Origin of the sequence: Nisaea sp. (assembly GCF_965216895.1) — a bacterium.
Lineage (GTDB): Bacteria > Pseudomonadota > Alphaproteobacteria > Thalassobaculales > Thalassobaculaceae > Nisaea.
Window position 1 is genome coordinate 4,443,825 of sequence record NZ_OZ244205.1, and the last position, 24,790, is coordinate 4,468,614.

The following is a 24,790-nucleotide window of genomic DNA, read 5'->3' on the forward strand; positions in this document are numbered from 1 at the left end:
TCGCTCGTTCATAGCTGGCGTCCTCGCTCAGTCGCGCAGCAGTTCTTCGGCAATGATGATTTTTCGCACCTCGCTGGTGCCTGCACCGATTTCCAGCAGCTTGTTGGCGCGGTAGAGCCGGTTGATTTCGGTATCCTGCATGTAGCCCGAGCCGCCATGGATATGGCACGCTTCGGTCACCGCCTTGTTGAATGCTTCGCCAGCGTAAAGGCAGGCGGCAGCGGTGAGCTTATGGATCTCACCGCGTCCGCCGCCCCCCTTGGGCAGGCCGACGCAAGCCGCGAGCGCCCGATAACCGAAGGCGCGTGCGGTTTCGACCTCGATATAGATTTCCGCGAGCTTCGACTGCACCATCTGGAAGCTGGCGATCGGCTTGCCGAACTGTTCGCGGATCCCAGCGTAATCGAGCGCCAGCTCCAGAGCCCTTTCGGCCATCCCCACGCAAACCGAAGCGACCATCGCGCGCTCCAGGTCGAGCCCACTCATCACCACCGAAACGCCGCTGTTCTCGGCCCCGATCATGGCCGAGGCGGGCACGCGGCAATCCTCGAACACCAGCTCGCCTGTCGGTGAGCCGCGGAAGCCCATCTTGTCGAGCTTCTGCGCCACCTTGAATCCGGGATTGTCGGTCTCCACGATGAAAGCCGAGATGCCCTTGGCGCCCTTCGCCTTGTCGGTTTTTGCGTAAACCAGGATGACATCCGCGATCGGGCCGTTGGTGATGTAGATCTTCGAGCCGTTGATCACATAATCGTTGCCGTCGCGCACGGCGCTGGTGGCCATCGAGCCCAGCGCGTCCGAACCCGCGCCGGGCTCGGTCAGCCCAAGTGCGCCGACCAGCTCGCCCGAGCACAGGCCGGGAACGTATTTCCGCACCTGCTCATCCGAGCCGTTCCTGAGGATGTTGTTGAGGCACAGATTGTCGTGCGCGCCGTGCGAAAGGCCGACTGCCGGGTTCCATTTCGAGATGGCCTCTGACACCAGGGCCTGGGTAAATTCGTTCTGGCCGCTGCCGCCCAGCTCCTCGGGCGCGGTAATGCCCAGCAGCCCGAACTCGCCCATCTGCCGAAACAAATCGTCGGGCCACCGTTCTTCCGCATCCATCTTCTCTTGCAATGGATGAAGAATCTCGCGCGCAACCCGATCCACGTGATCCACGATCTGCCGTTGTTCGGGCGTCAGCGAATAGTTGGCCTTTATGGCCGCGAGCGCGGCCATGCCTGGCCCGGCCTGGACGTTCATCTTTGATCCTCCCGATGGCTGCGCAACTTGCCTATTGATCAGAATCAAACATATGTTAGAAAACGTTTCAAGTGGTGTCGAGCTGCGTGTGTCTTTTTTTGGGCATGCGCTTGGGAGGAAAGACGGAAGCTCGCCATCGGCGTCCACCCGAATGGACGGGACGACAGGGAGGTTGCGATGACTGGGCGAACTGTGCGCATCGGATGCGCGTCCGGCTTCTGGGGCGATACGCCTGAGGCGGTTGGCCAACTGATGAGAAAGGGCGACATCGATTATCTGGTCTTCGACTATCTTGCCGAGATCACGATGTCGCTGCTTGCACGAGCGCGGGCTAAATCACCCGAGGCAGGGTTCGCCCCGGATTTCGTCAAGGCGCTGACCCCTTGGCTGGAGGAGATCAAGGCCAAGGGGATCAAGGTTGTCGCGAATGCCGGTGGGATCAATCCGCGTGGCTGCCGCGAGGCGCTGGCCAGGGTGGCCGAGGCGGCGGGCATCGACATTTCGATCGGCGTGGTGCTGGGTGACGATCTGCTGGACCGGTCGGAAGAACTGCGCGACCGCGGCGTGACCGAGATGTTTTCGGGCGCGCCTTTCCTGGCCAAGCCGATGAGCATGAACGCCTATCTCGGCGCGCGACCGATTGCGGCCGCCCTCGATGCGGGTGCCGATATCGTGGTGACCGGCCGCTGCGCTGACAGTGCGGTGGCGCTTGGGCCGCTGATGCATGAATTTGGCTGGGGCGACGAGGACTGGGACCGGCTCTCCCAGGGTTCGCTTGCGGGCCATCTAATCGAATGCGGCCCGCAGGGCACGGGCGGCAATTTTACCGACTGGCGGGAGGTGCCGGGCTGGGACGATATGGGAATGCCGATCGTCGAAGTGTCGGAAGACGGCAGCTTCATCATGACCAAGACGCCGGATACCGGCGGGCTGGTGGTGCCGGCCTCGGTCGGCGAGCAGATGCTCTACGAAATCGGCGATCCGCAGCGCTACGTCCTGCCCGACGTGATCTGCGACTGGTCGCAGGTGACACTGGAGCAGGTGGGGCCCGACCGGGTGATGGTGAAGGGCGCGCGGGGGCTGGGACGCACCGACAGCTACAAGGTGTCGGCCACCCATGCTGATGGCTGGCGGGCGATCACCACGCTGACCCTGGCCGCGATCGACGCGCCTGCCAAGGCCGAACGTGTGGCCGAGGCGATCCTGACCCGCTGCCGCCGCATTCTCCGCGGGCGCAATCTTGGTGATTTCCGGCAGGTCAGCGTGGAGGTGCTGGGCGCCGAGGCCGCCTATGGCGCCAACGCCCGCGCCCGCACGCGTGAGGTGGTGCTGAAGATCGGCGTGACCCATGATGACCGCGATGCGCTGAACATCTTCGCCGGCGAGATCGCGCCGATGGCGGTCTCCTCCGCGCAGGGGCTGACCGGTTTCTTCGCCGGTCGGCCAAAGGTGCAGCCGGTGGTCCGTCTCTTCTCCTTCCTGCAGCACAAGGCCGATACCCCGGTCGCGGTCGAGGTCGACGGCAAAGACGTGCCCGTCACCATTGCGGCCGAGGCGGTGCGACTCGATGCGTCCTCCGCGGCGGCGGTGGAAGGCCGCGAGGCCGGTCCCGGCGCGGTGATGGTGCGCCTGGTCGAACTGGCCTGGGGCCGCTCAGGCGACAAGGGGGACATCGCCAATATCGGTATTCTCGCCCGCAAGCCCGAGTATTTGCCCTATATCCGCTCGGCGCTGACCGAAGAGACCGTGAAGGACTACTTTGCGCATCTCTGCAATGGTCCGGTCGAACGCTTCGACCTGCCCGGCAGCCATTCTCTGAACTTCCTGCTGCATGAATCGCTGGGCGGCGGCGGCATCGCATCGGTCAGGATCGACCCGCAGGGCAAGGGCTTCGCACAGATGCTCCTCGATATCGAAATACCAGTACCGGCCGATCTGGCCGCGCGCGACGGGCTGAACGCCTCGAACCCCAGCTGAGATGACAAGCCCATGACCATTTCAAAGCTACTGGTCGCCAATCGGGGCGAGATCGCGGCGCGCGTCCTGCGCACAGCCAAGGCACGCGGCCTCGCGACCGCCGTGCTGCGCCATGCATCCGAGCAGGAGGGGCCAGCCCATGCCATCGCGGATGAGGTTGTGACCATCGATGGGCCCACGCCCGTGGCCGCCTATCTCGACATCCCGCAGATTGTCGAGGTTGCAAAACGGATCGGCGCGGACGCGGTGCATCCCGGCTACGGTTTTCTGTCGGAAAACGCCGCCTTCGTGGCCGCGCTGGAAAAAACGGGAGTGACCTTCGTCGGGCCGACCTCCGATGTCATCGACCTGATGGGCGACAAGGTTCGCGCACGGGCCTTTGTCGAGGAGCGTGGATTTCCCGTCGCCCCGTCGGCCATCGAGGATGACGGCCCCGCGACCTTTATCGAACGCGCCCGTGCCGTGGGCTATCCACTGCTGATCAAGCCTTCGGCAGGTGGCGGCGGCAAAGGAATGCGCGTCGTGCGCGAGGATGCCGCGCTGGAGGCGGAGATCGAGACCGCACGGCGCGAGGGCAAGCGCTATTTCGGAGATGGCCGGCTGTTTGTCGAACGGTATATCGAACGCCCGCGCCATATCGAGGTGCAGGTGATGGGGGACGGGAAGGGCAATGTGGTCCACTTCTGGGAGCGCGAATGCTCGATCCAGCGCCGATTCCAGAAGATCATCGAGGAAACGCCGTCTCCGGCGCTTTCGCCCGAACAACGCCTGGACATCTGCGAAACCGCCGCCGGGATTGCCCGCGCCGTCAACTACCGCGGTGCCGGGACGGTCGAGTTCATCTATGCTCAGGACGGTGCCTTCTATTTCCTGGAAATGAACACCCGCCTTCAGGTCGAACATCCCGTGACCGAGATGGTGGCGGGCTTCGATCTGGTCGCCGAGCAGCTACGCATTGCGGCGGGAGAGGGGCTGAGCGCCGCCCAGGCCGACATTCCGCAGACGGGCCACTCGATCGAGCTGCGCATCTGCGCCGAGGATGCAACGGCCGATTTCCGCCCCGCGATCGGGAATATCCTGCTGCTGGACGAACCGCGGGGAGAGGGCGTTCGTGTGGACAGCGGCATCCTGGAAGGCGGTAAGGTGACGACCGATTTCGACCCGATGCTGTCCAAGCTGATCGTGCATGGATCGGATCGTGCGCAGGCCATCGCCCGTGCGCGTCACGCGGTGCAAAACTACGTGATCCTCGGTGTGACGACCAACACCGGCTATCTGGATGCGATCCTGGCCCATCCCGATTTCGCGTCGGGCGACGTCTCGACCGGTTTCCTGGCCGAGCAGGCGGATGCATTGACCGCGCCGGGCGAGAATGTGGACGACCTGCTGATGGCGGTCGCGGCCCTGTCGGACGAAAGGCTGGTGGCCGAAGTGATGCAGATATCGGATATGCACCGCAAGATGGGTGGTTGGAGAAACTGATGCGGCGGATATTTCAGATCGGCGGCGAAGAGACCGAATGCTGGCTCGCCCATGACGGCAGCCGGTTTGTACTGAATACCCCCGACGGCGTGCTGCCCTGCCGATTGGACCCGACGACTTCGCCGGGCGGTTTTGTCTTGCGGGCGAGGGGCCTTGTCCGCGACGTCCGTCTAGCCGCTGGCCCCGAGGCGACATTTGTGCACATGGATGGTCGTACCTACGAAGTCGGGCGGGTCGATCCCGCCGAGCGTCTTGCCGGAAGCGATGGCGGCGCGAGCGACGATCGGCTTGTGGCGCCGATGCCGGGGGTCGTCGTCTCGGTGGCGGTCAAACCGGGAGACATCGTTACCGCGGGCCAGCCGCTTCTGGTCATCGAAAGCATGAAGCTTGAAACCACCCTTGCCGCGCCGCGCGACGGTGTGGTTGCCGAAATCCCGTTTGCCGCGGGCGACAGTTTCGGGCTGAAGGACGCCCTTGCCCAGCTGGCTCCGGAGGAGGACTGACCATGCGCCGGATCGAAAGCCAGATCGACACGAACGCCCCCGACTACAAGGCAAACTTCGCCGCCATGTCCGCACGGCTGAAGGAGTTTCACGCCCGCCAGCAGGCGGCGCGTTTCGAGCGGCCCCAACGGGACATCGACCGCCTGGCACGCCAGAACAAACTGGGCGTGCGCGAGCGGCTGAAGCTGCTGCTGGACCCCGGCACCCCCTTCCTGGAGTTTTCCACCCTCGCCGCATGTCGCGAATATGACGGCGCGGTGCCCGGTGCCGCCGTGGTGACGGGCATCGGAATCGTACAAGGGCGCGAAGTCGCCATCCATGCCAACGATGCCAGCGTCAAGGGCGGAGCCTGGTATCCGCTGACCGTGAAGAAGATCGTGCGGCTTCTGGATGTCGCGCTGGAGAACCGCCTGCCGGTCATCCACATCTGCGACAGCGCCGGCGGCTTCCTGCCGCTCCAACACGGCGTGTTCCCGGACAGGTATCTGGGCGGCCGGGTGTTTCGCAACCAGGTCAAGCTGAGCCAGGCCAACATCCCCCAGATCGCAGTGGTCGGGGGGCATTGCACCGCAGGCGGCGCCTATGTGCCAACGCTGAGCGATTACAACATCATTATCGAGGGCACAGGCGCCATCTTTCTGGGCGGTCCGCCGCTGGTCAAGGCGGCCACCGGCGAAGAAGTCGGCGTTCAGGAACTTGGCGGGGCAGTCATGCACACCTCGGTCTCGGGCACGGGCGATTATCGCGCCGCAACCGAACAGCATGCCTTTTCTCTGGCGCGCGAGATTGTCAGCCAGTGGAGGCGGATACCCAAGACGATCATCGAGACCGCGGCTTGCGAGGAGCCGTACTACGATCCGAAGGAGCTCTATGGGATCATCCCCAAGGATCGGAAAACCCAGTTCGACATGCGCGAGGTGCTGGCGCGGATCGTGGACGGCTCACGCTTCCACGAATACCAGCCCGACTACGGCACCACGCTTGTCTGCGGCTTTGCCCATATCTGGGGCTACAAGGTGGGGATCCTGGCCAACAATGGGGTGTTGTTCAACGACAGCTCGCTTAAGGCTGCGCATTTCATGCAACTTTGCAACCAGAACCGCACGCCGCTGGTCTTCTTCCAGAACATAACCGGCTACATGGTGGGCCGCGAGTATGAAGAGCGCGGTATCGCCAAGGACGGCGCCAAGATGCTCATGGCGCAGGGCGGCTCGGTCGTGCCAAAATTCACAGTGATCGCCAATGCCTCGTACGGGGCGGGTAATTACGGCATGTGCGGGCGGGCCTGGGACGCGCGCACGCTGTTCATGTGGCCGCAGGCCGAGATCGGCGTGATGGGTGCCGACCAGGCCGCCAACACCATGGCCGACGTCAAGATCCGGCAGCTTCAACGCGATGGCAAAGAACTGACCGATGAGGAGATCGCCGCGATCCGAGAACCGGTGCTGGAGCGCTACAAGCGCGACGTGGAGGCCTATACCTCAACCTCCGAGATTTGGGATGACGGCATCCTCGATCCCGTCGACACCAGAAATGCTTTGGCGATGTCGATCTCTGCTGCACTTAATGCTCCAATTGACGATCCGCACTACGGGATATTCCGCCTGTGACACGGTAGCCGGTGCGATGAAAACCCATTCTCGCTCGAATATGCACGCCTGTGGGATTGAACATCCACCTTCATCAGCGGCCACGCACCAAAATAATCCGATCGGACAGCTGGTTTGTTCTGCCGGTTCAGGATCTGCCAGTACCGCTGCACAGGGATTGGTGTCGGGTTGGGAAGATCAGCGTAAGATTGGCACCTCCTCGGGTTCGACGAGCATCTCGATCCTGCGCGCGACGCCGGCGTCCGCCGAATGAGCCGCACCAAACAATGCCAGCTCGACCGCCAACCAACTGCGCCTCTGGCTTGCCTCCTTTGCCCATTCCGGATCTGTGCCCTATGCCGCCTAGGCTAGGCCTTGCCCAGACGCCGCTGGCCCGGGCCACCGAACCATCCTCCCGGAACTCCGGAACTCCTAAAGATCGGCGCACAGTTTCGCGTCTCGGAGCGCCGCATCAAGGTGGCGATGGCGTCAGCCTGTCCCCTATGCCGACGTATTTGCCCTGGCGCATGCCCGAATACGCACCGCGCCCTCCACTGACGCCTCCGGACCTGAACCTTTCCCGTAACAAAAACAGGAGACGTCGCCGAACAAACACCGCCGCTCACCGCGGCGCCGATGGCGCTTGTGCCCGAATGAGGCCCACCCTGCCTCGTCGTCCTGATAAAACTAAAAGGTGCCTGAACTCTCGACGCAGTGAGAGGATCGCGCTAGTAGCGGCTCGAACTCAGCCAAGGCGAGCGCAGCGTGCGAACACACAGCCCTTCTCAGCGGCGGCAAGCATTCGGTCCGTCGGGCTCAAGCGGGCGCAAATCCTGCGGCTACCGACGCTGGCGGCCAGCGACAAGGAGATCGAAAGGACTGTCGGCGCAAGCGGATCGACGATCTATCGTAGCAAGCTCCGCTCGGTTCTTTCCGTCAAAGAACGACGCTGTCGACCCGCCCGAGCTTGCCACAGGCAAAGTCATAGGACAGGCGCAGGAGTTCGAGAACCGTTTCGATCTCCACCTGGTTTCGGGGGCCGTAGACCATAACTGCGGTTGACGGGATCATGCCGGCCGTCGCCATCGGATGCGGCTCCGCCCAGCCCAGATCGACGATCTGCGGCACGGCCTCCTCCGGCAGCATCATGTGCAGGCTGCCGTCCTGCGGCGGATGGACATGGGCGAACTCATTGCCGATCATGAACGCCTTGCGGCAACCGCAGCCGTGCCCATGTTCGAGGCACAGCGCCTCGGCGCCCGGGACAGAGGTCATCGAGGGCTGGCGCGTGACAAAAGGAAAATCGAAAGCCCTGTCCTTGAACGCCCGATGGAACCGTGCATCCGGGTTCTGACTGATCTGCGTATGCGGGGCGCAAGGCGTGGTCTTGGGCCTTGGCCCCTCGCGTGGTGGTATCTTCAGCACGACAGAGCCTCCGTAAGTGTCGTTTATCCCTGACCGATCAGAACGGCCTTGTTGGCAAGCAGAAAGTCCCGAACCGACTGCCCCTTCTGCCCAGTCAGTTCTTCCACGTCACCCGAGGCGACATTCAGACATCCTTCGGCGATGGCGACGTCGAAGGACGAGAAGACATCCGCCATGAACTCCGGCAGGCCATTCCCGACCATCGCGGCCACCAAGGCGTCCCGCGTGATCGGGACATAGGGAATCTCTTTCCCGGTGGCCTCGGACAGGATCGCGGCAATGTCGGCCTGGCCGACGGCCGCGGGCCCGGTGATATCGCGGACCGAGGAACCGGTCTCGGTAAATAGGGCCGCGGCAGCGGCGCGGGCGCAATCGGCACGGGTGACATAACCCGCCTTGCCGTCACCCGCCGCAGAATAAAGGGCGCCCGCGCCGACGGCCTGTGGGCCGTTCATCAGCAAGAGATCGGCGTAAAGGCAGTTCCGCAGGATCGTATGGGAGATTCCGGTATCCTTGATTGACGCCTCGGTCTCGCGGTGGTCCCTTGCAAATCCGATCGGGTTGACCTCGTCCGGATTGGTGAGCGAGGTGTAGACGATGTGCGACACGCCGGCCTCTTTGGCGGCGGAGATTGCGTTGCGGTGCGCGGCGAACCGTTTGCCCGGCGCAAGGTCGTCCGTCGAGATGATCAGCAGCCGGCCGCCGCCGGCGAAACACGGCCCAAGCGTGGCCGGGTCATTGAAGTCTCCCGCCCGGATCTCGACGCCTCGCGCCCGAAGCGCCTCGAGCTTCTCCGGCGAGCGCGTGACCGCGACGAGGGGTTCGGCCCCTTCCTCGAGAAGGGCTTCGATGACCTGACCGCCGAGTTGACCGGATGCGCCGGTCACGATGAAGGGGCCTTTGATGGAATTGGGCATTATGTGGTGCTCCTCTTGCGTTCTTGCGTTTGATTTCAACCGAACCGAAAGGCGCTTTCGACGGCACCAAGAACGTGATCTTCCAGGGTCTTCCGGCCGATATCGGCGCCCGCCGCGCCCGCTACGACATGCAGCGGGATCAGGTGCTCTTCGCGCGGATGTGCATCGCGGCCGCCCGGGGCTTTGGACCAGTGCGTCAGCCTGCGGTTCCGTTCCCCGGCATCCGGGCAGGTCACCGCCTCGGTCAGCCAACCGTCGAACGCGCCGCCGACAGTGTCGCCTCGCGGCCCGCCGCGCAGGCTGCGCATCATCACCCCCATGTTGTGATAGGTGTTGCCGCTGCCGATGATCAGCACGCCCTCGTCGCGCAGAGGCGCCAAGGCTTGACCAAGGGCGATGTGGCGTCCAGGATGCAGATCGCTGGCAAGCGACAGTTGAATACAGGGAACGTCGGCGTCGGGAAAGGCGACCTTGAGTGGCACGAACGCGCCGTGGTCAAAGCCGCGCGCGGCGTCTTTCGCCACCGGTAGACCGCGCGCACGGATTAGATCATGAACGTGGTCGGCCAGCACAGGATCACCAGCGGCGGGCCAGGTCAGTTCATAGGTATGAGGCGGGAAACCGCCATAGTCGAACAGAAGCGGCGGGGCGGGGTTCGTCTGAATGGTGAACGCACGCTCCTCCCAATGACCCGAGATTACCAAGAGCGCCTTCGGACGCTCGGGCAACGTACCGGGCAGGCTCTGTAGGAACTGGCGGTGCCGGTCCCATTCATCCGGCGGGTTCCAGTCCATGAAAAAGCAGGGACCGCCTCCATGAGGGATGAACACCGTTGGCATGCGAGTCATATCTGATTGCCCTTCCCGGCCTGACGGAAATGCTGAAGTTCGAGGCGCAAGACTGTGCAGCCGGAGCGCCTGTCAGGCCTGTTGTCCTCTCATCACATTGCCATGAGGCGATTTGACCGCGCGGACGCGGTTTTGTGTCAGGATGGAAACCAAAAGCGCGACCAGAGCCAAAAGAGCGGGGGACCAGCCGGGGTCGCCCGCGCTCACATGCGCGGATACCGCCAGAAGAAGGTGCCAGAACATCGCGGCATAAGCGAAGTCAGTCAGAAAAGCCGAGGGACGCCAGAGTATAACGATCGCGGCCACGATCTTCACAGCGGCAAGCGGCCAGATCAGGTAGGTCGGGTAGCCGAGCACGTTTTCGTACATCCCCGTCACCATGTCATTGGCCATGATGTAGAAGATCGCCCCTCCCAGATAGACCAGGGCGACGAACGCGGTTGCAATCCAATAAGTGATACGTATCGCCCTGTCGCTCATGCCATCGTCTCTTTGCCTGCATTGAATGTTTCCCGCTCGGTCGAGAATAGTTGAGTTACAGCGGAAATCAAAGTAGGAACGGAAAAGTAACCGCAGCGCCAGGGAGTGGACACCGATGCCCAAGACGCCGCCACAGTGCCCGATGGACTCGATCCTGCGTCTGCTCATGGGGCCGTGGACGACCTACATCATCTGGGTTCTGAGTGACAAAGGGCCGCAACGATTCGGAGCGCTGAGACGCTCCGTGCCGGGGATATCGACGCGAATGCTGACCGAACGCCTGCGGATGCTCGAAGGCGCCGGGGTCATATGGCGGGAACAGGCGGAAACGATCCCGCCTGCGGTGACCTATGGCTTGACGCAGCGTGGCGACGACCTGCGAAGCGTTCTGGACTCGCTCGGAGAAATCGCGGATCGGTGGAAGGCTGAAGGGGTCTTTGAAGGCAATGGACCGGATGCCGTTCAGAATGCGCAAATCCGGCAAGCGAGCCTTGTCTGCAAGCCCCGACGGGTGAGGGGAAACCAGGCAAGAGATCGTTCGTGAGTTGGCAATACCTCCGCTCGCTTGCCGCGATTGATCTCGCATCGGTGCCGGGGGTGTCTCCCTCACCTAGTCACTGCCAAATGTCTATGTTTGCACGGGGCACGGCGTGCCACTTTCACTCCGGCTGGGGCGGAGGCTCGCGTCGGTAAGGTTTCGGTGCGGGCTCAGGTCGGGTTATCCCGTGCCTCCTGCAACGGTACAATATCCGATGGCTCTACGTCCGGGCGGTCGGCTTCGACCGCTTTCAACGGCTCGACAGGTGTCAATCCGGCAAGGCAGGCGCGCGCGAGTTCCTGATACTCGGCCGTTCCCCGTGTTTTCCACGCGACTTCCTTCTCGGTGACTGCACGGATCACCTTGGCCGGTGATCCAACGACCAATGAGCGCGGCGGGATCACCATTTCACCCCGGACAAACGCCTGCGCACCGACAATCGATTCCGCGCCGAGCTCCACACCGTCCATGATGACTGCGTTCATTCCGACAAGGGCGTTTCGACCGACGATGCAGCCATGCAGGATCGCACCGTGGCCGATATGCCCATCGGTTTCGACGATCGCTGCTCGGCCGGGAAAGGAATGAATGATGCAATTATCCTGTACATTGGCCCCGTCACCAATCTCGATCCTGCCAAAATCGCCCCGCAGGCTTGCTCCGGGTCCGATATAACAGCCATGGCCGAGAACGACATTTCCTATGAGCACTGCCTGGGGATGAACGAACGTATCCTCGGGAACGACCGGCACAAATCCTTTGAAACTATAGCTATTCCCCATCCAACTCTCCATTTCCCGTCGCGGGCATCCGTAGTTGCGGGAACCAAACGCGCATCTTCCCAAAATCCCCCCGAGCAACGATTTTTCCGGAAACTTGCACGCTCAACTGTTTGAGGCGCCCTGCCGAATAATTCAAACACATGTTAGAAAACCGGGCAAGTACATGGCGTCACGCGGGGGCGATGTTGACAGGCGTTCCTTCCAGGGTGTTAAAATCTAACAACTGGTAGAAAATGGTCCGGCGCCGGCGTTGGAACGTGGCGGATGGAAAGCGGGAGAGAGACATGAACGGCAAAGCCTATGTCACAGGCGTTGGAATGGTGGCCTTTCAGAAACCGGGCAAGTCTGAAAGCTACGACGTGATGGCTGCTAAGGCCGCGCGCACGGCGCTGGAAGACGCCGGACTCGACTACGACAAGGTTCAGCAGGCCTATGCCGGCTATGTCTATGGCGACAGCACCTGCGGCCAGCGCGCGCTCTATCGGGTTGGCATGACCGGAATACCCGTCATCAACGTCAACAACAACTGCTCGACCGGCTCGACCGCGCTGTTCCTGGCGCGCCAGGCGGTCGAAAGCGGCGCGGTGGACTGTGCTCTGGCGCTGGGTTTCGAACAGATGCAACCGGGCGCCATCGGCGCGGTGTTCAGCGATCGGGTCAGCCCTTTTGCCACCTTTGACGAAGAAACCGACAACCTGGTGGGCAATGCCGACATCCCGCTTGCGCTGCGGTATTTCGGCGGTGCGGGCAAGGCGCATATGGAAGAGTTCGGCACCACGCTGGAGACCTTCGCCAAGATCCGCGCCAAGGCCAGTCGGCATGCGGCCAAGAACCCGGTTGCCCTGTTCCGGCAGGAAGTGACGCCGGAAGAGATCATGGCGGCTCAGGTCCTCTGGCCCGGCGTGATGACCAAGCTGATGGCCTGCCCGCCGACCTGTGGCGCGGCCGCGGCAATCATCTGTTCCAAGGAATTTGCAGATAAGCACGGTCTCGACAGCTCGGTCCGCATTGCAGCGCAGGCCATGACAACGGACGGCCGGGAAACCTTCAACGCCCATGACATGCGTGAGGTCGTCGGGTACTCGATGGCCAAGCGCGCCGCCGATCAAGTCTACGAGGCCGCCGGCATCGGGCCCGACGATGTGGACGTCGTCGAACTGCACGACTGCTTTGCCCACAACGAGCTGATCACCTACGAAGCGCTTGGCCTCTGCGGGCGCGGTGAGGCTGCGAAGTTTGTCGATGATGGCGACAACACCTATGGCGGCAAATACGTGACCAACCCGTCGGGCGGTCTGTTGTCCAAGGGCCATCCGCTTGGGGCGACCGGCCTTGCCCAATGCACCGAGCTTGTCCAGCAGTTGCGTGGTCAGGCCGAGGCGCGCCAGGTCGACGGCGCGCGCCTGGCGCTTCAGCACAATCTTGGCCTCGGCGGTGCCTGTGTGACCACACTTTATGAAAAAGCCTGACGAACTGAACCGGGAGGAGAGATCGTGACTGGTAAACTCGACGGCCGCGTTGCCCTGGTTTCCGGTTCGGGCCGGGGCATCGGACGCGAAATCGCGCTGAAGCTGGCCTCGGAAGGCGCGCGCATGGTCATCAACGATCTGGATGCCGAGCCGGCCAACGAAACCGCCGAGGCGCTCCGCACCGCCGGGGGCGAGGCCGTGGTCTGCGCCGGAAGCGTGACAGAGGACGGCTTTGCAGAGCGTTTCATCAAGACGGGCATGGACAGCTTTGGCGGGCTGGACATCATCGTGAACAACGCAGGCTACACCTGGGACAGCGTCGTTCAGAAGATGACGGATGAACAGTGGCAGGCGATCATCGACGTTCACCTGACCGCGCCCTTCAGGATCCTGCGCGCCGCCCAGCCGGTGATCAGCGCCAAGGCCAAGGAAGAGGCGGCCGCCGGGCAGGAGGTGTTCCGCAAGGTGGTGAACATCTCCTCGATCGCCGGCACCGGAGGCAATGCCGGCCAGATCAACTATTCCGCCGCCAAGGCCGGAATCCTGGGCATGACCCGGACAATGGCGAAGGAATGGGGGCGCTACAAAGTGAACGTCAACGCAGTGGCCTTTGGACCGATCCGAACCCGTCTGACCGAGGGCAGCGCCGACGGCGGCAACACGATCACGGTCGGGAACAGGGAGATCAAGGTCGGCGTCAACCCGGACCTGCTCAGCCAAATGGAGCGGATGATCCCGCTGGGCCGGGTCGGTACGCCCGAAGAAGCGGCTGGTGCCGTCTATCTTTTCTGCTCGCCGGAATCGAATTTCATCTCGGGCCAGTATGTGATCTGCGGGGGCGGCTTCACCATCTGACCTATGCGGTCGCAAGCCCGCATGGCGGGGTCTGAACACCGCCGACATTGCGGCCGGGCGGTACGCATACCGGCTATTCCCTTGAAAGGCTGACGCAAAATGAACTCTTGAAGCACGGTTGACACTGCCATGGAAATAACCTAACAAGTGTTAGTTATGCAAGGGGCTCGAGCTGGATCCTCCGTGGCCGAACGCGCTTCAAAAACAGTTTCAGTTGCTTCCATTCGCAGCCCAGTCGGGCGCGACGGCATACTGGATGTTGCGGCGCGGCTTTTTCGCGAACAGGGCTATGGCCCGGTTTCGCTCAGAAAGATCGCCGAGGCGGCGGGCATCAAGGCGGGCAGCATCTATTATCATTTCGGCTCGAAGGATGAGATTGTCGTGGCAATTCTGGATGCGGGTATCAGGGCCGTCCACGAAAAGATGCGTCAAGCTGTTTTGGGGCATCCCGATGGCGCCGCTGCCGCCGCCATTCTGCGGGCCGCGATCAGGGCACATCTGCGCGCGTTGCTGGATGTCAGTGACTACTCTTCGGCCAATGTGCGGATTTTCGGGCAGGTGCCGCAATCCGTGCGCGATGCCAATCTGCCGACGCGCCGGGCCTACGAGGCCGAGTGGGATAATCTGTTGACCCGGCTCCAGAGGGACGGCGCCCTGCGGCGCAACGTCGATATCCGCCGGCTGCGCCTGATGCTCATCGGCGCGCTGAATGCAACGCTGGAGTGGTTCGACCCCGAACGCGGCAGCGTAGAGGCACTGGCCTCGACGTATGCCGACGTCTTTCTCAATGGAATACTGGAACAGCGGGAAGTCTGATTATGGCTGAACTCACGTCGGCCGTATTGGCCGGCTCGGAAACCTTCAGGGGCAATCACGCTGCACAGACAGCCCGCGTCGAGACATTGCGTGCGCGGATCGCCGCGGCAACCGCGGGTGGGCGCCCCGACATGGTCGAACGCCACCGCAGCCGCGGCAAGCTTCTGGTCCGTGAACGAATCGACCTGCTGGTGGATCCAGGCACCGCCTTCATGGAGCTTTCTTCGCTGGCGGCCTACGGACAATACGGCGGAGACGTGCCCGGCGCCGGGATCGTCACGGGCATTGGCATCGTGCACGGCCTGCCTTGCATGGTGATCGCCAACGACGCCACGGTAAAAGGCGGCTCCTTCTATCACGAAACCGTCAAGAAGCACATCCGCGCGCAGGAGATCGCGGCGGAAAACCGTCTGCCCTGTCTTTATCTCGTCGATTGCGGGGGCGCCTATCTGCCCGAGCAGGACCGGGTCTTCCCCGATGCCCGTCATTTCGGCAATTCCTTTTACCGCCAGACCAATATGTCGGCCTCCGGCCTGCCGCAGATCTCGGCCGTCTTCGGCGGCTGCACGGCGGGAGGTGCCTACATTCCGGCGCTCTCGGACGAGGTCATCATGGTCCGCGACAATGCGCGCATTCATCTTGGCGGCCCTTCCATCGTCAAGGTCGCGATCAATGAAGAGGTGGACGGCGAAACGCTGGGTGGGGCCGAGATGCATACTCGCGTCTCGGGCGTAAGCGACCATTTGGCCGAAGACGAATACCATGCGCTGGCGCTGATGCGCGACATCGTCGGCAATCTGGGCCTCAAGCGAACGATGGCCCCGGATGCACCCGCCGCCGCGCCCCTGCACGATCCCGAAGAGCTGTTGGGGGTTATCAGCGCCGACCGCAAGCAGCCCTATGATGTACGAGAGCTTCTGCTGCGCATGATCGATGCGGGCGAGTTCCGCGAATTCAAGCCGAGCTGGGGCGAGACGCTTGTCTGCGGCACCGCCCGCATCCACGGCTACCGCGTCGGAATCCTCGGCAATAACGGCGCGCTTCTCTCCGACAGCTCGCTCAAGGGCGCGCAGTTCGTGTCGATGTGCGACCAGCGCAACATTCCGCTTCTGTTCCTGCACAACGTTTCCGGCTTCATGGTCGGCACCGAGGCCGAGCGCGGCGGCATCGCCAAGAATAGCGCCAAGCTGGTCTACGCCATGTCGGTGGCCAAGGTGCCCCGGCTGTCGGTGATTGTGGGCGGCTCCTACGGGGCGGGCAACTACGGCATGTGCGGCCGGGGGTTCGCGCCACGGTTTCTATTCGCCTGGCCCACAGCGGAGTTGGCAACCATGTCGGCCGACATCGCCTCGAATGTGATGCTGGAACTGCGGCGCGCGAAGGGCGGAGACCCCGCGAAAGTGCAGGCCGATCTGGAACGGATCGAGGCCGAGGTGCGCGCGCAATATGCCAAACAGTCCGACCCCTATTACGCCACCTCGCGGCTGTGGGACGATGGCCTGATCGAGCCTGGCCAGACCCGCGATATCCTGGGCCTGTGCCTGGCGATAGTAACCTCGGTTCCAGATTCGGGGCGTCACACGCCCGTCTTCAGAATGTAAGGACAGTCAATGGTTCACGACCGCTATAAAACGCTGCGGATCGACGTGGACGCGCGCGGCGTCGCCACCGTGATCCTCAATCGCCCCGACAAGCACAATTCGCTCAACGCGGCGCTGATCTCGGACCTCGCCGATGCGGCGGCGGCGCTTGCCGAGGACAAGGCGGTGCGCATCGTGGTGCTGACGGGGGCGGGCAAGAGCTTCTGCGCAGGGGGCGACTTCAACTGGTTCGCCTCAAACGTGCAAAAGAGCCGCGCGGAACGGGTGGAACAGAGTGCCACGCTCGCTCGGCTCTTGCGCCGGCTCGATACGCTGGCAAAGCCGCTGATCGGGCGAATCAACGGGCCGGCCTATGGCGGGGGCGTCGGCCTGATATCGGTGTGCGACTACGCCATCGGCGCCGAGGGCGCGAGGTTCGGCCTGACCGAGGTGCGGCTCGGCCTCCTGCCCGCCAACATCTCGCCCTACGTGGTGGCGCGCATCGGCGAGGCGGCGTCGCGCGAGACGATGCTGTCAGGTGCCCTCTTCGACACGGCGCGGGCCGAACGGATCGGACTGCTGACCGAGGTGGTCGCGCCGGATGCGCTGGACGAGGCGGTGGAGCGCGTCGTCCAGGCCCATCTGCAGGCCGCGCCCGGGGCAGTGGCCGACACCAAGCGGCTGATCGCCTATGTCGCGAGCCACGGGCTCGAAGACAGCATGATCTATACCGCCGACCGTCTCGCCGACGCCTGGGAGACCGAGGAAGGCATCGAGGGGATCAACAGCTTCCTAAACAAGGACACGCCCTCATGGCGGGTGAGTTGAGCTTCACCCGCGTCCTGATTGCCAACCGGGGCGAGATCGCCCGCCGGATCCAGCGCGCCTGCCGGAAGCTGGGGCTGGAAGCCGTGGCCGTCTTCTCCGAGGCTGACCGCGACGCGCCCTTTGTGGCTGAGGCCGATCACGCCGTCTGCATCGGCCCGGCCGCCCCGGCGGAAAGCTATCTGAAGGTCGACGCCATCCTTGAGGCGGCGCGCGCCAGCGGAGCAGGCGCGATCCATCTAGGCTATGGGTTTCTGTCGGAGAATGCGGAATTCGCGGCGCGCGTGGAAGAAGCCGGATTGGTCTTCATCGGGCCTTCGCCCGAGGCCATTGCGCGTATGGGATCGAAGATCGAGGCCAAGGCCGCGGCCGAGGCCGCCGGCGTGCCGGTGCTGCCCGGTTATCGCGGCGCCGATCAGTCCGACGACCTGCTTCTCAAGGAGGCGCAGGCACTCGGCGTGCCCTTCCTGGTCAAGGCCAGCGCCGGCGGCGGCGGGCGCGGAATGCGGCTTGTCACCGATCCCGGCGCAGCAGGCGAGGCCATCGCCGCTGCGCGGGCCGAGGCGAAGGGCGCCTTTGGCGATCCGACGGTGTTCCTGGAGCGCTACACGCCGCGCGCCCGCCATGTCGAGGTGCAGGTGCTGGGCGATGCGCATGGCCATGTGCTGCATCTGGGCGATCGCGACTGCTCGCTCCAGCGCAACCACCAGAAGCTGATCGAAGAAGCGCCCGCCCCCGATATCCCCGACGCTTTGCGCTCGGCCATGCGCGATGCCGCCGTGCGGCTGGCGCGGGCCATTGGCTACCGCTCGGCAGGCACGGTGGAATACCTGTACGACCCCGCGCGGGCCGAATTCTACTTTCTGGAGATGAACACCCGCCTTCAGGTGGAACATCCAGTGACCGAGGCCATCACCGGTATCGACCTGGTGGAATGGCAGTTGCGTATCGCGCGTGGCGAGGCGCTGGGGTTTGCGCAGGAGGAGGTTTCGTTTGACGGCCACGCCATCGAGGTCCGCCTTGCCGCGGAGAACCCGGCCGAGAATTTCCGCCCCGAAACCGGGACGATCACGCTCTGGGCGCCGCCGGGGAGCGTGCGGCTCGACAGCGGGGTGGAAGAAGGATCGGTCGTGGGACATCACTACGATTCGATGCTCGCCAAGTTGATCATCCACGGTGCGGACCGTGACGAGGCGATCCGCAAGGCGGTCGCGGCGCTCGATGACTTTGCGATCGGTGGAGTGGGAGTGAACCTGGCGTTTCAGCGAGCGCTGATTGCACATGCCGACTTCGTCGCCGTGGCGCACTATACTGCCGGTTTGGCCGAGATGTTTCCCTGCGGCTGGACCGCCCCCGTACCCGACGACGAAACCCGCGCTCTGGCCGCGCTGGCCCTGCACCTGCATCTTGCGCCCGCGCCGGACACCCCCTGGCAGAGCCTTGGCGCCTGGCGGCTGACCGGCGCTGCGGGGCGGGCGGGCGCGGCCTGTTACTGGAGCGATGACGCCGACACCCCGATCAGGGTCGCAGGGCAGGGAACGCGGCTAGAGGTAATCCTACCCGATCGCACCGGGCTTGGTGTCGAAGGTGCGCGCCTGACCGCTCAGCGTCTGACCGGGCGGGCGGACTGCACCCCCTTCGCCCGCCGTGCCCATGTGCTGCGGTCCGGCCACCGCTGGCAGGTGCATCTTTCGGCGCCGGAAGGCATCATGATGGTGCCACTTCGTACGCTCGAGGACCGGCACCTGCAACGCGCCTCCGGCGCGGCCGGCGGCGCCGACACGCTGAGAGCTCCCATGCCCGGCGCGGTGGCCGAGATTCGCGTAGCCCTCGGCGACCGGGTGAACAAGGGTGAAACGCTCGTGGTGCTCGAAGCGATGAAACTCTTGCAAGGCCTGCCCGCGCCCGTCGCGGGCTTGGTAGCCGAGATCTACTGCGCGCCGGGCGACACGATCGCTGGTGGCGCGCCCCTGGTGAGACTCGATCCGGAGGACAGGACATGACCCGACACGAGACCATCGCCGCGGCCAGCGACCCGTTCGGCGAGGATATCCAAATGATCCGAGCTCAGCTGCGGCGCTTCATCGAGACCGAAGTGAAGCCCAAGGGTGAATCCTGGGAAGAGAAGGGCATGGTTCCGCGCGAGGTGCTACGCCAGATGGGCGCGCTCGGCGTTCTCGGCATGCGCTATGACGAACAGTATGGCGGCGCCGGGCTCGATGTCATGTCGAGCGTGATGCTGGCCGAGGAGGTCGGCCGGTCCACCTTCGGCGGGTTCTCGGCCACGGTGCTGGTGCATACCGACATGGCCTCGCCGCATCTGGAGAACGCCGGCACACCCGAGCAGAAGGCGCGCTGGATGCCTGGCATCACCGCGGGCGAGACGATCACCGCCGTCGCCGTGACCGAACCGGGCGCGGGCTCGGACGTTGCGGGGATGCGCACCCGCGCCGTGCAGGATGGGTCGGACTGGGTGTTGAACGGCACCAAGATGTTCATCACCAACGGTGTGCATGGCGATCTCTACTTTGTCGCCGCCAAGACCGACCCCGATGCCAAGGGCTCGCGCGGGATCACCATGTTCGCCATCGAAAAGGGCACACCGGGCTTTTCGGTCGGCCGGGCGCTGAACAAGACCGGCTGGCTGTGTTCGGATACGGCCGAGCTGATTTTCGAGGATGTCCGCGTGCCGGCCGAGAACGTCCTGGGCGAGGTGAACCGCGGCTTTTATGCGGTGATGAAGAACTTCCAGAACGAGCGGATCGTGCTGGGCGCGATGGCCTGCGCCGAGGCGCAGACCGCGCTGGACATGACCGTGGACTATGTCAAGCAGCGCAAGGCCTTCGGCGGCGTTTTGTGGAACAAGCAGGTCGCCCGCCAGCGCCTTGCCGACTGCCTGACACGGATCGAGGCGGGTCGGCAGCTCGTCTATCACGCCGCGCGGCTCGACGCGGCTGGCGTTGAATGCGTGCGCGAGGTGTCGATGGTGAAAGCTTATTGCGGCGAGCTGGCCAACAGCGTGCTCTATGACTGCGTGCAGTTCCATGGCGGCATGGGCTACATGCGCGAAAATCCGGTCGAGCGCATGTCGCGCGACGTTCGTGTGCAGGCGATCGGCGGGGGCGCGACCGAGGTGATGCTCGAAGAAGTCGCCAAGCGCATGTGAACAGCCAGTTGAGCCCCAACCTCTGAACGAAAACTCTCCAAGATCCGAGCCCAAATCATGAAAGGAGTCAGCAAGATGTATAACAACAAGGTATTTGTGGGACGGAATGTCGTCGCGACATTGCTCGGCGAGGCGCTCATCCTGATCGCCGGTACGATACTTCTGACGGCGTCTGCGAAGGCGCAAGTTCCGTTCTATCCAGTTCCGATGACGTTGCAGACCCTGGTGGTCGTCGCGCTTGGCCTGTTCCTCGGACCTGTCCGCGGTTCTGGCATCGTCATTGCCTATATCCTGCAGGGGCTGGCGGGCTTTCCGGTCTTCGCGGGCACGCCACCGGCGCCTTCTGGCCTGGCATATGTTGCCGGGCCGACGGGCGGCTACCTTGCCGGCTTTGCGATATCGGCCTTTGCGGCTGGATGGCTGGCAAGAAAAGGATATGCCAAGACAATCCCGGGGGCGGTCACAGTTGCCGTCGTCGCAAGTGCGCTGATCTACGTTCCCGGGCTCGCATGGCTGGGCGTCTTCACCGGCTATGGCGAGCGCCTCCTCACGGCCGGCTTCTATCCGTTTCTGTTGGGTGACCTGGTCAAATCGGCCCTCGCCGGTCTGCTTTTCATTGCCGCATCCATGGTCGTTCCGGGACTTGGACACATATCGGGAGAAAAGCCCGAGAAGAAATAATGGAGCGTCCCTTCTCGACCGCGAACGATGCGGAGACCAAAGACGGTGTCCGCGTTTCGAGGGCGATGGCTTTCGCCTTGTGGCGTCCTGGCCGAAATGCCGCTGAACGGCTTTATCCAGCCGGGGAGGTGGCCCATCGAGTGAACGGGCGATCCGGGCCTCGCCCGCTTCGCCCCATCACTTTCTTGCGGCCTTCGCGTAGACTCCTCCTTCAAATCTAACATATGTTAGATTATGCTTGCCGTCGTGAGGACCAAGGAGGGCTGACATGGCGATGCCGCTCGGCGATATTCGGATTATTGAACTTGGCCATGTGATCGCAGGGCCGCTGGCGGCAGCACTTCTTTCGGATTTCGGTGCCGAGGTGATCAAGATCGAAGCCCCCGGCCGAGGCGACATGATGCGCGAACTGGGCCCGAAAGCGCAGGACGGGGTCGGCGTCTGGTGGAAGACGCTTGCCCGCAACAAGCGAATCCTCGCGCTCGACTGGAAGAGCGATCGCGGGCGCGAGGTTCTGGAAAAGCTGGTCGAAAGTGCGGATGTTCTGGTGGAAAATTTCCGTCCCGGCGTGCTCGAGCGGGCGGGGATCGGGCCAGAGGTCCTGCATCAATGGAACCCCGACCTGGTGATCTTGCGGGTGTCGGGCTACGGACAGGATGGGCCGATGCGCAAGACGCCGGCCTTCGGGCGCGCCGCCGAGGCAATGAGCGGCCTGGCGCACCTCACGGGCTTCGCCGAAGGCTCGCCCATGCATCCCGGGTTCCCCGCCGCCGACAGCACGACGGGGCTGATGGGAGCCCTGGGCGTCATGATCGCTCTTTTCGCCCGCGAGAGGGGCACGGTTCGCGGTCAGGTCATTGATCTGGCGGTATTCGAAGCCTTGTTGCGGCTGATCGATTATCATATTCCCGCTCTGACCGGAGCAGGCGTCTCGCCAATGCGCAACGGGCTGCGTCAGCCGATGGATTTTGCGCCGGGCGGCACATTCCGCACCAAGGACGGAGTCTGGGTGACCGTCTCGGCCGGAGGCGCGGAGACGGCCAGACGGCTGTTGCGCGCGGTGGGCGGGGACAGTTTTGCCGAGGATCCGCGTTTTGCCTCGATGGAGGGAATCTCGGCGCATATGAGCGAGATCTTTGACCGGCTCAACGAATTCATCATCGCAAGGGAGTTTTCCGAGGTCGAGGCGGAATTCGCGCGCCATGACGCAGTGGCCGCGCCGGTGCTGGGCGCCGAGGACATCGTGGCCCATCCGCAGATCGCCCATCGCGGCGATATCGTTTCGGTCGAAGGCGATGTGACGAAGGTGGTGGGCCCGGTGCCGCGTCTGAGTGATACGCCGGGTAGCGTTTCCTGGTTGGGTCGGCGGCCCGGCGCGGATACCGCAGCGATCATGCAGGAGCTCGGCTATGACAAGGCGGCCATCGAAGGGCTGGCGAAGGCAGGTCTGATCGCAATTGGTCCTGCCGGGGAGGAAATGCTATGAGTTTCAGGCTGACCGAACAGCAGCAGGATATCCGCGATACGATCTTGAGAATCTGTGCAGCCTTCGATGACGCGTACTGGCTCGAACGCGACCGCAACGGTGGCTTTCCGCACGACCTGCACAGGGCGATGGCGGACGGCGGCTGGCTGGGAATTGCCATGCCGGAGGAGTTTGGAGGCGCCGGCCTCGGGATCACCGAAGCCACGATCATGATGCAGGCCATTGCCGAGTCTGGCGGCGGTGCTAGCGCGGCCTCGGCCGTTCACATGAACATCTTCGGACTGAACCCGGTCGTGGTCTTCGGCAGCGCGGAGCAAAAAGCACGGATGCTGCCACCTCTGATTGAAGGGCGCGAGAAGGCCTGTTTCGGTGTCACCGAGCCGACGACAGGCCTCGACACGATCCGGCTCAAGACGCGCGCGGTGCGGCAGGGCGATCGCTACGTCGTGCATGGCCAAAAAGTGTGGATTTCCACCGCCCAGGTGGCCGACAAGATCCTGCTTCTGGCGCGCACGACGCCGCTTGAGGAGGTGGCAAAACCGACCGAGGGCCTGTCGCTCTTCTATACCGAACTGGACCGGACCTTCGTCGATGTGCGCGAGATCGAGAAGATGGGTCGCAAGGCGGTCGACTCGAACGAACTGTTCATCGATGGACTGCCGATCCCGGCGGAGAACATGATCGGCGAGGAAGGACAGGGTTTCAGGCAGATCCTGCACGGGCTCAATCCCGAGCGCATCCTCGTGGCCGGGGAATGCGTGGGCATTGCCCGGATCGCCCTAAAACGCGCCGCCGCCTATGCCAAGGAGCGGCAGGTTTTCGGACGCCCCATCGGTCAGAACCAGGGCGTGCAGCACCCGCTCGCCAAGGCCTGGGCGAAGGTTGAGGCTGCAAACCTGATGGTAATGCATGCCGCAGCGCTTTATGACGCGGGCGAACCCTGCGGGGTCGAGGCGAATGCCGCCAAGTTGCTGGCGGCCGAAGCCGCGGTCGAGGCGACGCAAACGGCGCAGATGACATTTGGCGGCTTCGGCTACGCCAAGGAATATCACATCGAGAGGCTGGTGCGCGAAGCGATTCTCTTTCACATCGTGCCGGTCACGCCTCAGATGCTGATGTCCTTCATCGCCGAGAAGGCGCTGGGTCTGCCCAAATCGTACTGAATCCGGAGCGAAGCCATTCCAGAGTTGGGGGTTGCCTATTTTTCTAACGTGCGTTAGGTTTAACCGGATCAAGGACAACAGTCCGGTCCGTTTTGGGAGGAACGTCAATGCCGGAAGCCGGTTACGGGTTTTCCCGTGAACGACTGAGCGATCATCCAACGGTCTATGTTGATGGGCTGTTTTCGGGAAAAACCGTTGTCGTGACCGGCGCGGGAGGCGGGCTGGGCCTGGCGATCGCCACCCTGTTCGCCCGTCTTGGGGCCGATCTCGCCATCAACGGGCGGAACCCGGAAAAGCTCGAAGAAGCCGCGAAGTTCCTGCGTGGCTTTGGCGGGCAGGTGCTCGCTCGTCCCATGACCATCCGGGATCCCGAACAGGTGCAGAATTTCGTCGATGGCGTCGGCGACCATTTCGGCGGGTTCGACACTCTGGTGAACAATGCGGGCGGACAGTTTCCGCAGCCCGCCCTTGACTACACGCCGAAAGGCTGGAACGCCGTCATCGACACCAACCTCAATGGCACCTGGTGGATGATGCAGGCTGCGGCCCGGAACTGGGTCAAGGCCGGGCGTCCCGGCGCCATCGTGAGCATTGTCGCGGATATCTGGCGCGGCATGCCTGGGATCGCACATAGCTGCGCCGCGCGCGCCGGGGTCATCTACCTGTCCAAATCGGTGGCCGTCGAATGGGCCCCGCACGATATCCGCGTCAACTGCGTGGCGCCGGGATGCTGCGAAAGCACCGGGTTTGCGCGATATCCCGAGGAGGGAGCGGCGACGTTTGAGGAGTCCAACCCGATGCGTCACGCCGGCGACGAATGGGATGTCGCCGAGGCGGTGGTCTATTTGGCCGCACCCTCCGGCAAGTTCGTCACTGGCGAAGTGCTCAACGTGGACGGCGGGCAGCAGCTGTGGGGCGATCCCTGGCCGACAGGCCGGCCCGACTATTTCCATATCGCGTGATACC

At 63.6% G+C, this 24,790-nt stretch carries 22 protein-coding genes and 1 pseudogene; 17 read left to right on the plus strand and 6 right to left on the minus strand.

Going from position 1 to position 24,790, the window contains the following annotated elements:
* Positions 1–27: 27 nt before the first annotated feature.
* On the minus strand, positions 28–1,242 hold the full coding sequence (locus tag ACOOE1_RS21060) for an acyl-CoA dehydrogenase family protein (protein ID WP_420404163.1): 1,215 nt from the start codon (positions 1,240–1,242) through the stop codon (positions 28–30).
* Between the two features lie 177 nt (positions 1,243–1,419).
* On the opposite strand from ACOOE1_RS21060, the gene ACOOE1_RS21065 reads away from it, so the two are divergent.
* The 5 genes and pseudogenes from ACOOE1_RS21065 to ACOOE1_RS21085 form a co-directional block, all read left to right on the plus strand.
* Positions 1,420–3,219 carry an acyclic terpene utilization AtuA family protein gene (locus tag ACOOE1_RS21065; protein ID WP_420404164.1) on the plus strand — a complete coding sequence of 600 codons (1,800 nt, stop codon included), beginning with the start codon at positions 1,420–1,422 and terminating at the stop codon, positions 3,217–3,219.
* A gap of 12 nt (positions 3,220–3,231) precedes the next feature.
* Positions 3,232–4,701, plus strand: a complete 1,470-nt coding sequence (locus ACOOE1_RS21070; RefSeq protein ID WP_420404165.1) for an acetyl-CoA carboxylase biotin carboxylase subunit — start codon at positions 3,232–3,234, stop codon at positions 4,699–4,701.
* Complete coding sequence (locus ACOOE1_RS21075) at positions 4,701–5,204, plus strand: acetyl-CoA carboxylase biotin carboxyl carrier protein subunit (protein WP_420404166.1); 504 nt, start codon at positions 4,701–4,703, stop codon at positions 5,202–5,204. The genes ACOOE1_RS21070 and ACOOE1_RS21075 overlap by 1 nt, the downstream gene beginning before the upstream one ends.
* A gap of 2 nt (positions 5,205–5,206) precedes the next feature.
* Positions 5,207–6,814: an acyl-CoA carboxylase subunit beta gene (locus ACOOE1_RS21080; protein ID WP_420404167.1), complete on the plus strand. Its 1,608-nt coding sequence runs from the start codon at positions 5,207–5,209 to the stop codon at positions 6,812–6,814.
* A 280-nt stretch (positions 6,815–7,094) separates the two neighbouring features.
* Positions 7,095–7,379: pseudogene (locus ACOOE1_RS21085) on the plus strand (transposase); the annotation flags it as partial.
* A 350-nt stretch (positions 7,380–7,729) separates the two neighbouring features.
* Here ACOOE1_RS21085 and ACOOE1_RS21090 read toward each other — a convergent pair.
* The 4 genes from ACOOE1_RS21090 to ACOOE1_RS21105 form a co-directional block, all read right to left on the minus strand.
* Entirely contained in the window at positions 7,730–8,218 is a 489-nt protein-coding gene (locus ACOOE1_RS21090) for a luciferase family protein (RefSeq protein ID WP_420404168.1), read from the minus strand.
* 23 nt (positions 8,219–8,241) lie between these two features.
* Positions 8,242–9,135, minus strand: a complete 894-nt coding sequence (locus ACOOE1_RS21095) for an SDR family oxidoreductase (RefSeq protein ID WP_420404169.1) — start codon at positions 9,133–9,135, stop codon at positions 8,242–8,244.
* 35 nt (positions 9,136–9,170) lie between these two features.
* The gene (locus ACOOE1_RS21100) at positions 9,171–9,929 is read right to left on the minus strand and encodes a DODA-type extradiol aromatic ring-opening family dioxygenase (protein WP_420404170.1); all 759 of its coding nucleotides are present in this window, start codon (positions 9,927–9,929) and stop codon (positions 9,171–9,173) included.
* Between the two features lie 126 nt (positions 9,930–10,055).
* Positions 10,056–10,463 (minus strand): DoxX family protein, encoded by a 408-nt coding sequence (locus tag ACOOE1_RS21105; protein ID WP_420404171.1) that lies wholly within the window; start codon positions 10,461–10,463, stop codon positions 10,056–10,058.
* Positions 10,464–10,578: 115 nt separating this feature from the next.
* Here ACOOE1_RS21105 and ACOOE1_RS21110 point away from each other — a divergent pair, with 115 nt between their 5' ends.
* Positions 10,579–11,007 (plus strand): winged helix-turn-helix transcriptional regulator, encoded by a 429-nt coding sequence (locus ACOOE1_RS21110; RefSeq protein WP_420404172.1) that lies wholly within the window; start codon positions 10,579–10,581, stop codon positions 11,005–11,007.
* Positions 11,008–11,171: 164 nt separating this feature from the next.
* Here ACOOE1_RS21110 and ACOOE1_RS21115 read toward each other — a convergent pair whose 3' ends face one another.
* The gene (locus ACOOE1_RS21115; RefSeq protein WP_420404173.1) at positions 11,172–11,783 is read right to left on the minus strand and encodes a transferase hexapeptide repeat family protein; all 612 of its coding nucleotides are present in this window, start codon (positions 11,781–11,783) and stop codon (positions 11,172–11,174) included.
* A 284-nt stretch (positions 11,784–12,067) separates the two neighbouring features.
* On the opposite strand from ACOOE1_RS21115, the gene ACOOE1_RS21120 reads away from it, so the two are divergent.
* The 11 genes from ACOOE1_RS21120 (at position 12,068) to ACOOE1_RS21170 (ending at position 24,786) form a co-directional block, all read left to right on the plus strand.
* On the plus strand, positions 12,068–13,252 hold the full coding sequence (locus ACOOE1_RS21120) for a lipid-transfer protein (RefSeq protein ID WP_420404174.1): 1,185 nt from the start codon (positions 12,068–12,070) through the stop codon (positions 13,250–13,252).
* 24 nt (positions 13,253–13,276) lie between these two features.
* The gene (locus ACOOE1_RS21125) at positions 13,277–14,107 is read left to right on the plus strand and encodes an SDR family NAD(P)-dependent oxidoreductase (RefSeq protein WP_420404175.1); all 831 of its coding nucleotides are present in this window, start codon (positions 13,277–13,279) and stop codon (positions 14,105–14,107) included.
* Positions 14,108–14,290: 183 nt separating this feature from the next.
* Complete coding sequence (locus ACOOE1_RS21130) at positions 14,291–14,923, plus strand: TetR/AcrR family transcriptional regulator (RefSeq protein ID WP_420404176.1); 633 nt, start codon at positions 14,291–14,293, stop codon at positions 14,921–14,923.
* Positions 14,924–14,925: 2 nt separating this feature from the next.
* On the plus strand, positions 14,926–16,524 hold the full coding sequence (locus ACOOE1_RS21135) for an acyl-CoA carboxylase subunit beta (protein ID WP_420404177.1): 1,599 nt from the start codon (positions 14,926–14,928) through the stop codon (positions 16,522–16,524).
* 9 nt (positions 16,525–16,533) lie between these two features.
* Positions 16,534–17,331 carry a crotonase/enoyl-CoA hydratase family protein gene (locus tag ACOOE1_RS21140; protein ID WP_420404178.1) on the plus strand — a complete coding sequence of 266 codons (798 nt, stop codon included), beginning with the start codon at positions 16,534–16,536 and terminating at the stop codon, positions 17,329–17,331.
* Positions 17,316–19,331, plus strand: a complete 2,016-nt coding sequence (locus ACOOE1_RS21145; RefSeq protein ID WP_420404179.1) for an acetyl/propionyl/methylcrotonyl-CoA carboxylase subunit alpha — start codon at positions 17,316–17,318, stop codon at positions 19,329–19,331. Before ACOOE1_RS21140 ends, ACOOE1_RS21145 begins: the two co-directional genes overlap by 16 nt.
* Positions 19,328–20,494, plus strand: coding sequence for an acyl-CoA dehydrogenase family protein (locus ACOOE1_RS21150; protein ID WP_420404180.1), 1,167 nt, complete (start codon positions 19,328–19,330; stop codon positions 20,492–20,494). Before ACOOE1_RS21145 ends, ACOOE1_RS21150 begins: the two co-directional genes overlap by 4 nt.
* A 75-nt stretch (positions 20,495–20,569) precedes the next feature.
* Positions 20,570–21,175 carry a biotin transporter BioY gene (locus tag ACOOE1_RS21155; RefSeq protein ID WP_420404181.1) on the plus strand — a complete coding sequence of 202 codons (606 nt, stop codon included), beginning with the start codon at positions 20,570–20,572 and terminating at the stop codon, positions 21,173–21,175.
* A gap of 268 nt (positions 21,176–21,443) precedes the next feature.
* A complete protein-coding gene (locus ACOOE1_RS21160) occupies positions 21,444–22,661 on the plus strand; it encodes a CaiB/BaiF CoA transferase family protein (RefSeq protein ID WP_420404182.1) in 1,218 nt (405 codons plus the stop codon).
* Entirely contained in the window at positions 22,658–23,824 is a 1,167-nt protein-coding gene (locus tag ACOOE1_RS21165) for an acyl-CoA dehydrogenase family protein (protein WP_420404183.1), read from the plus strand. The genes ACOOE1_RS21160 and ACOOE1_RS21165 overlap by 4 nt, the downstream gene beginning before the upstream one ends.
* Before the next feature lie 107 nt (positions 23,825–23,931).
* Positions 23,932–24,786 carry an SDR family oxidoreductase gene (locus tag ACOOE1_RS21170; protein WP_420404184.1) on the plus strand — a complete coding sequence of 285 codons (855 nt, stop codon included), beginning with the start codon at positions 23,932–23,934 and terminating at the stop codon, positions 24,784–24,786.
* Positions 24,787–24,790 lie beyond the last annotated feature (4 nt).

Bases quoted from the DNA above. Each gene is read 5' to 3' on its own strand.
- ACOOE1_RS21165 (WP_420404183.1), top strand. From the start codon at position 22,658: ATGAGTTTCAGGCTGACCGAACAGCAGCAGGATATCCGCGATACGATC.
- ACOOE1_RS21115 (WP_420404173.1), bottom strand. From the start codon at position 11,783: ATGGGGAATAGCTATAGTTTCAAAGGATTTGTGCCGGTCGTTCCCGAG.
- ACOOE1_RS21145 (WP_420404179.1), top strand. From the start codon at position 17,316: ATGGCGGGTGAGTTGAGCTTCACCCGCGTCCTGATTGCCAACCGGGGC.
- ACOOE1_RS21105 (WP_420404171.1), bottom strand. From the start codon at position 10,463: ATGAGCGACAGGGCGATACGTATCACTTATTGGATTGCAACCGCGTTC.
- ACOOE1_RS21135 (WP_420404177.1), top strand. From the start codon at position 14,926: ATGGCTGAACTCACGTCGGCCGTATTGGCCGGCTCGGAAACCTTCAGG.
- ACOOE1_RS21110 (WP_420404172.1), top strand. From the start codon at position 10,579: ATGCCCAAGACGCCGCCACAGTGCCCGATGGACTCGATCCTGCGTCTG.
- ACOOE1_RS21080 (WP_420404167.1), top strand. From the start codon at position 5,207: ATGCGCCGGATCGAAAGCCAGATCGACACGAACGCCCCCGACTACAAG.
- ACOOE1_RS21100 (WP_420404170.1), bottom strand. From the start codon at position 9,929: ATGGACTGGAACCCGCCGGATGAATGGGACCGGCACCGCCAGTTCCTA.
- ACOOE1_RS21075 (WP_420404166.1), top strand. From the start codon at position 4,701: ATGCGGCGGATATTTCAGATCGGCGGCGAAGAGACCGAATGCTGGCTC.
- ACOOE1_RS21170 (WP_420404184.1), top strand. From the start codon at position 23,932: ATGCCGGAAGCCGGTTACGGGTTTTCCCGTGAACGACTGAGCGATCAT.
- ACOOE1_RS21150 (WP_420404180.1), top strand. From the start codon at position 19,328: ATGACCCGACACGAGACCATCGCCGCGGCCAGCGACCCGTTCGGCGAG.
- ACOOE1_RS21160 (WP_420404182.1), top strand. From the start codon at position 21,444: ATGGCGATGCCGCTCGGCGATATTCGGATTATTGAACTTGGCCATGTG.
- ACOOE1_RS21065 (WP_420404164.1), top strand. From the start codon at position 1,420: ATGACTGGGCGAACTGTGCGCATCGGATGCGCGTCCGGCTTCTGGGGC.
- ACOOE1_RS21060 (WP_420404163.1), bottom strand. From the start codon at position 1,242: ATGAACGTCCAGGCCGGGCCAGGCATGGCCGCGCTCGCGGCCATAAAG.
- ACOOE1_RS21120 (WP_420404174.1), top strand. From the start codon at position 12,068: ATGAACGGCAAAGCCTATGTCACAGGCGTTGGAATGGTGGCCTTTCAG.
- ACOOE1_RS21070 (WP_420404165.1), top strand. From the start codon at position 3,232: ATGACCATTTCAAAGCTACTGGTCGCCAATCGGGGCGAGATCGCGGCG.
- ACOOE1_RS21155 (WP_420404181.1), top strand. From the start codon at position 20,570: ATGTATAACAACAAGGTATTTGTGGGACGGAATGTCGTCGCGACATTG.
- ACOOE1_RS21095 (WP_420404169.1), bottom strand. From the start codon at position 9,135: ATGCCCAATTCCATCAAAGGCCCCTTCATCGTGACCGGCGCATCCGGT.
- ACOOE1_RS21140 (WP_420404178.1), top strand. From the start codon at position 16,534: ATGGTTCACGACCGCTATAAAACGCTGCGGATCGACGTGGACGCGCGC.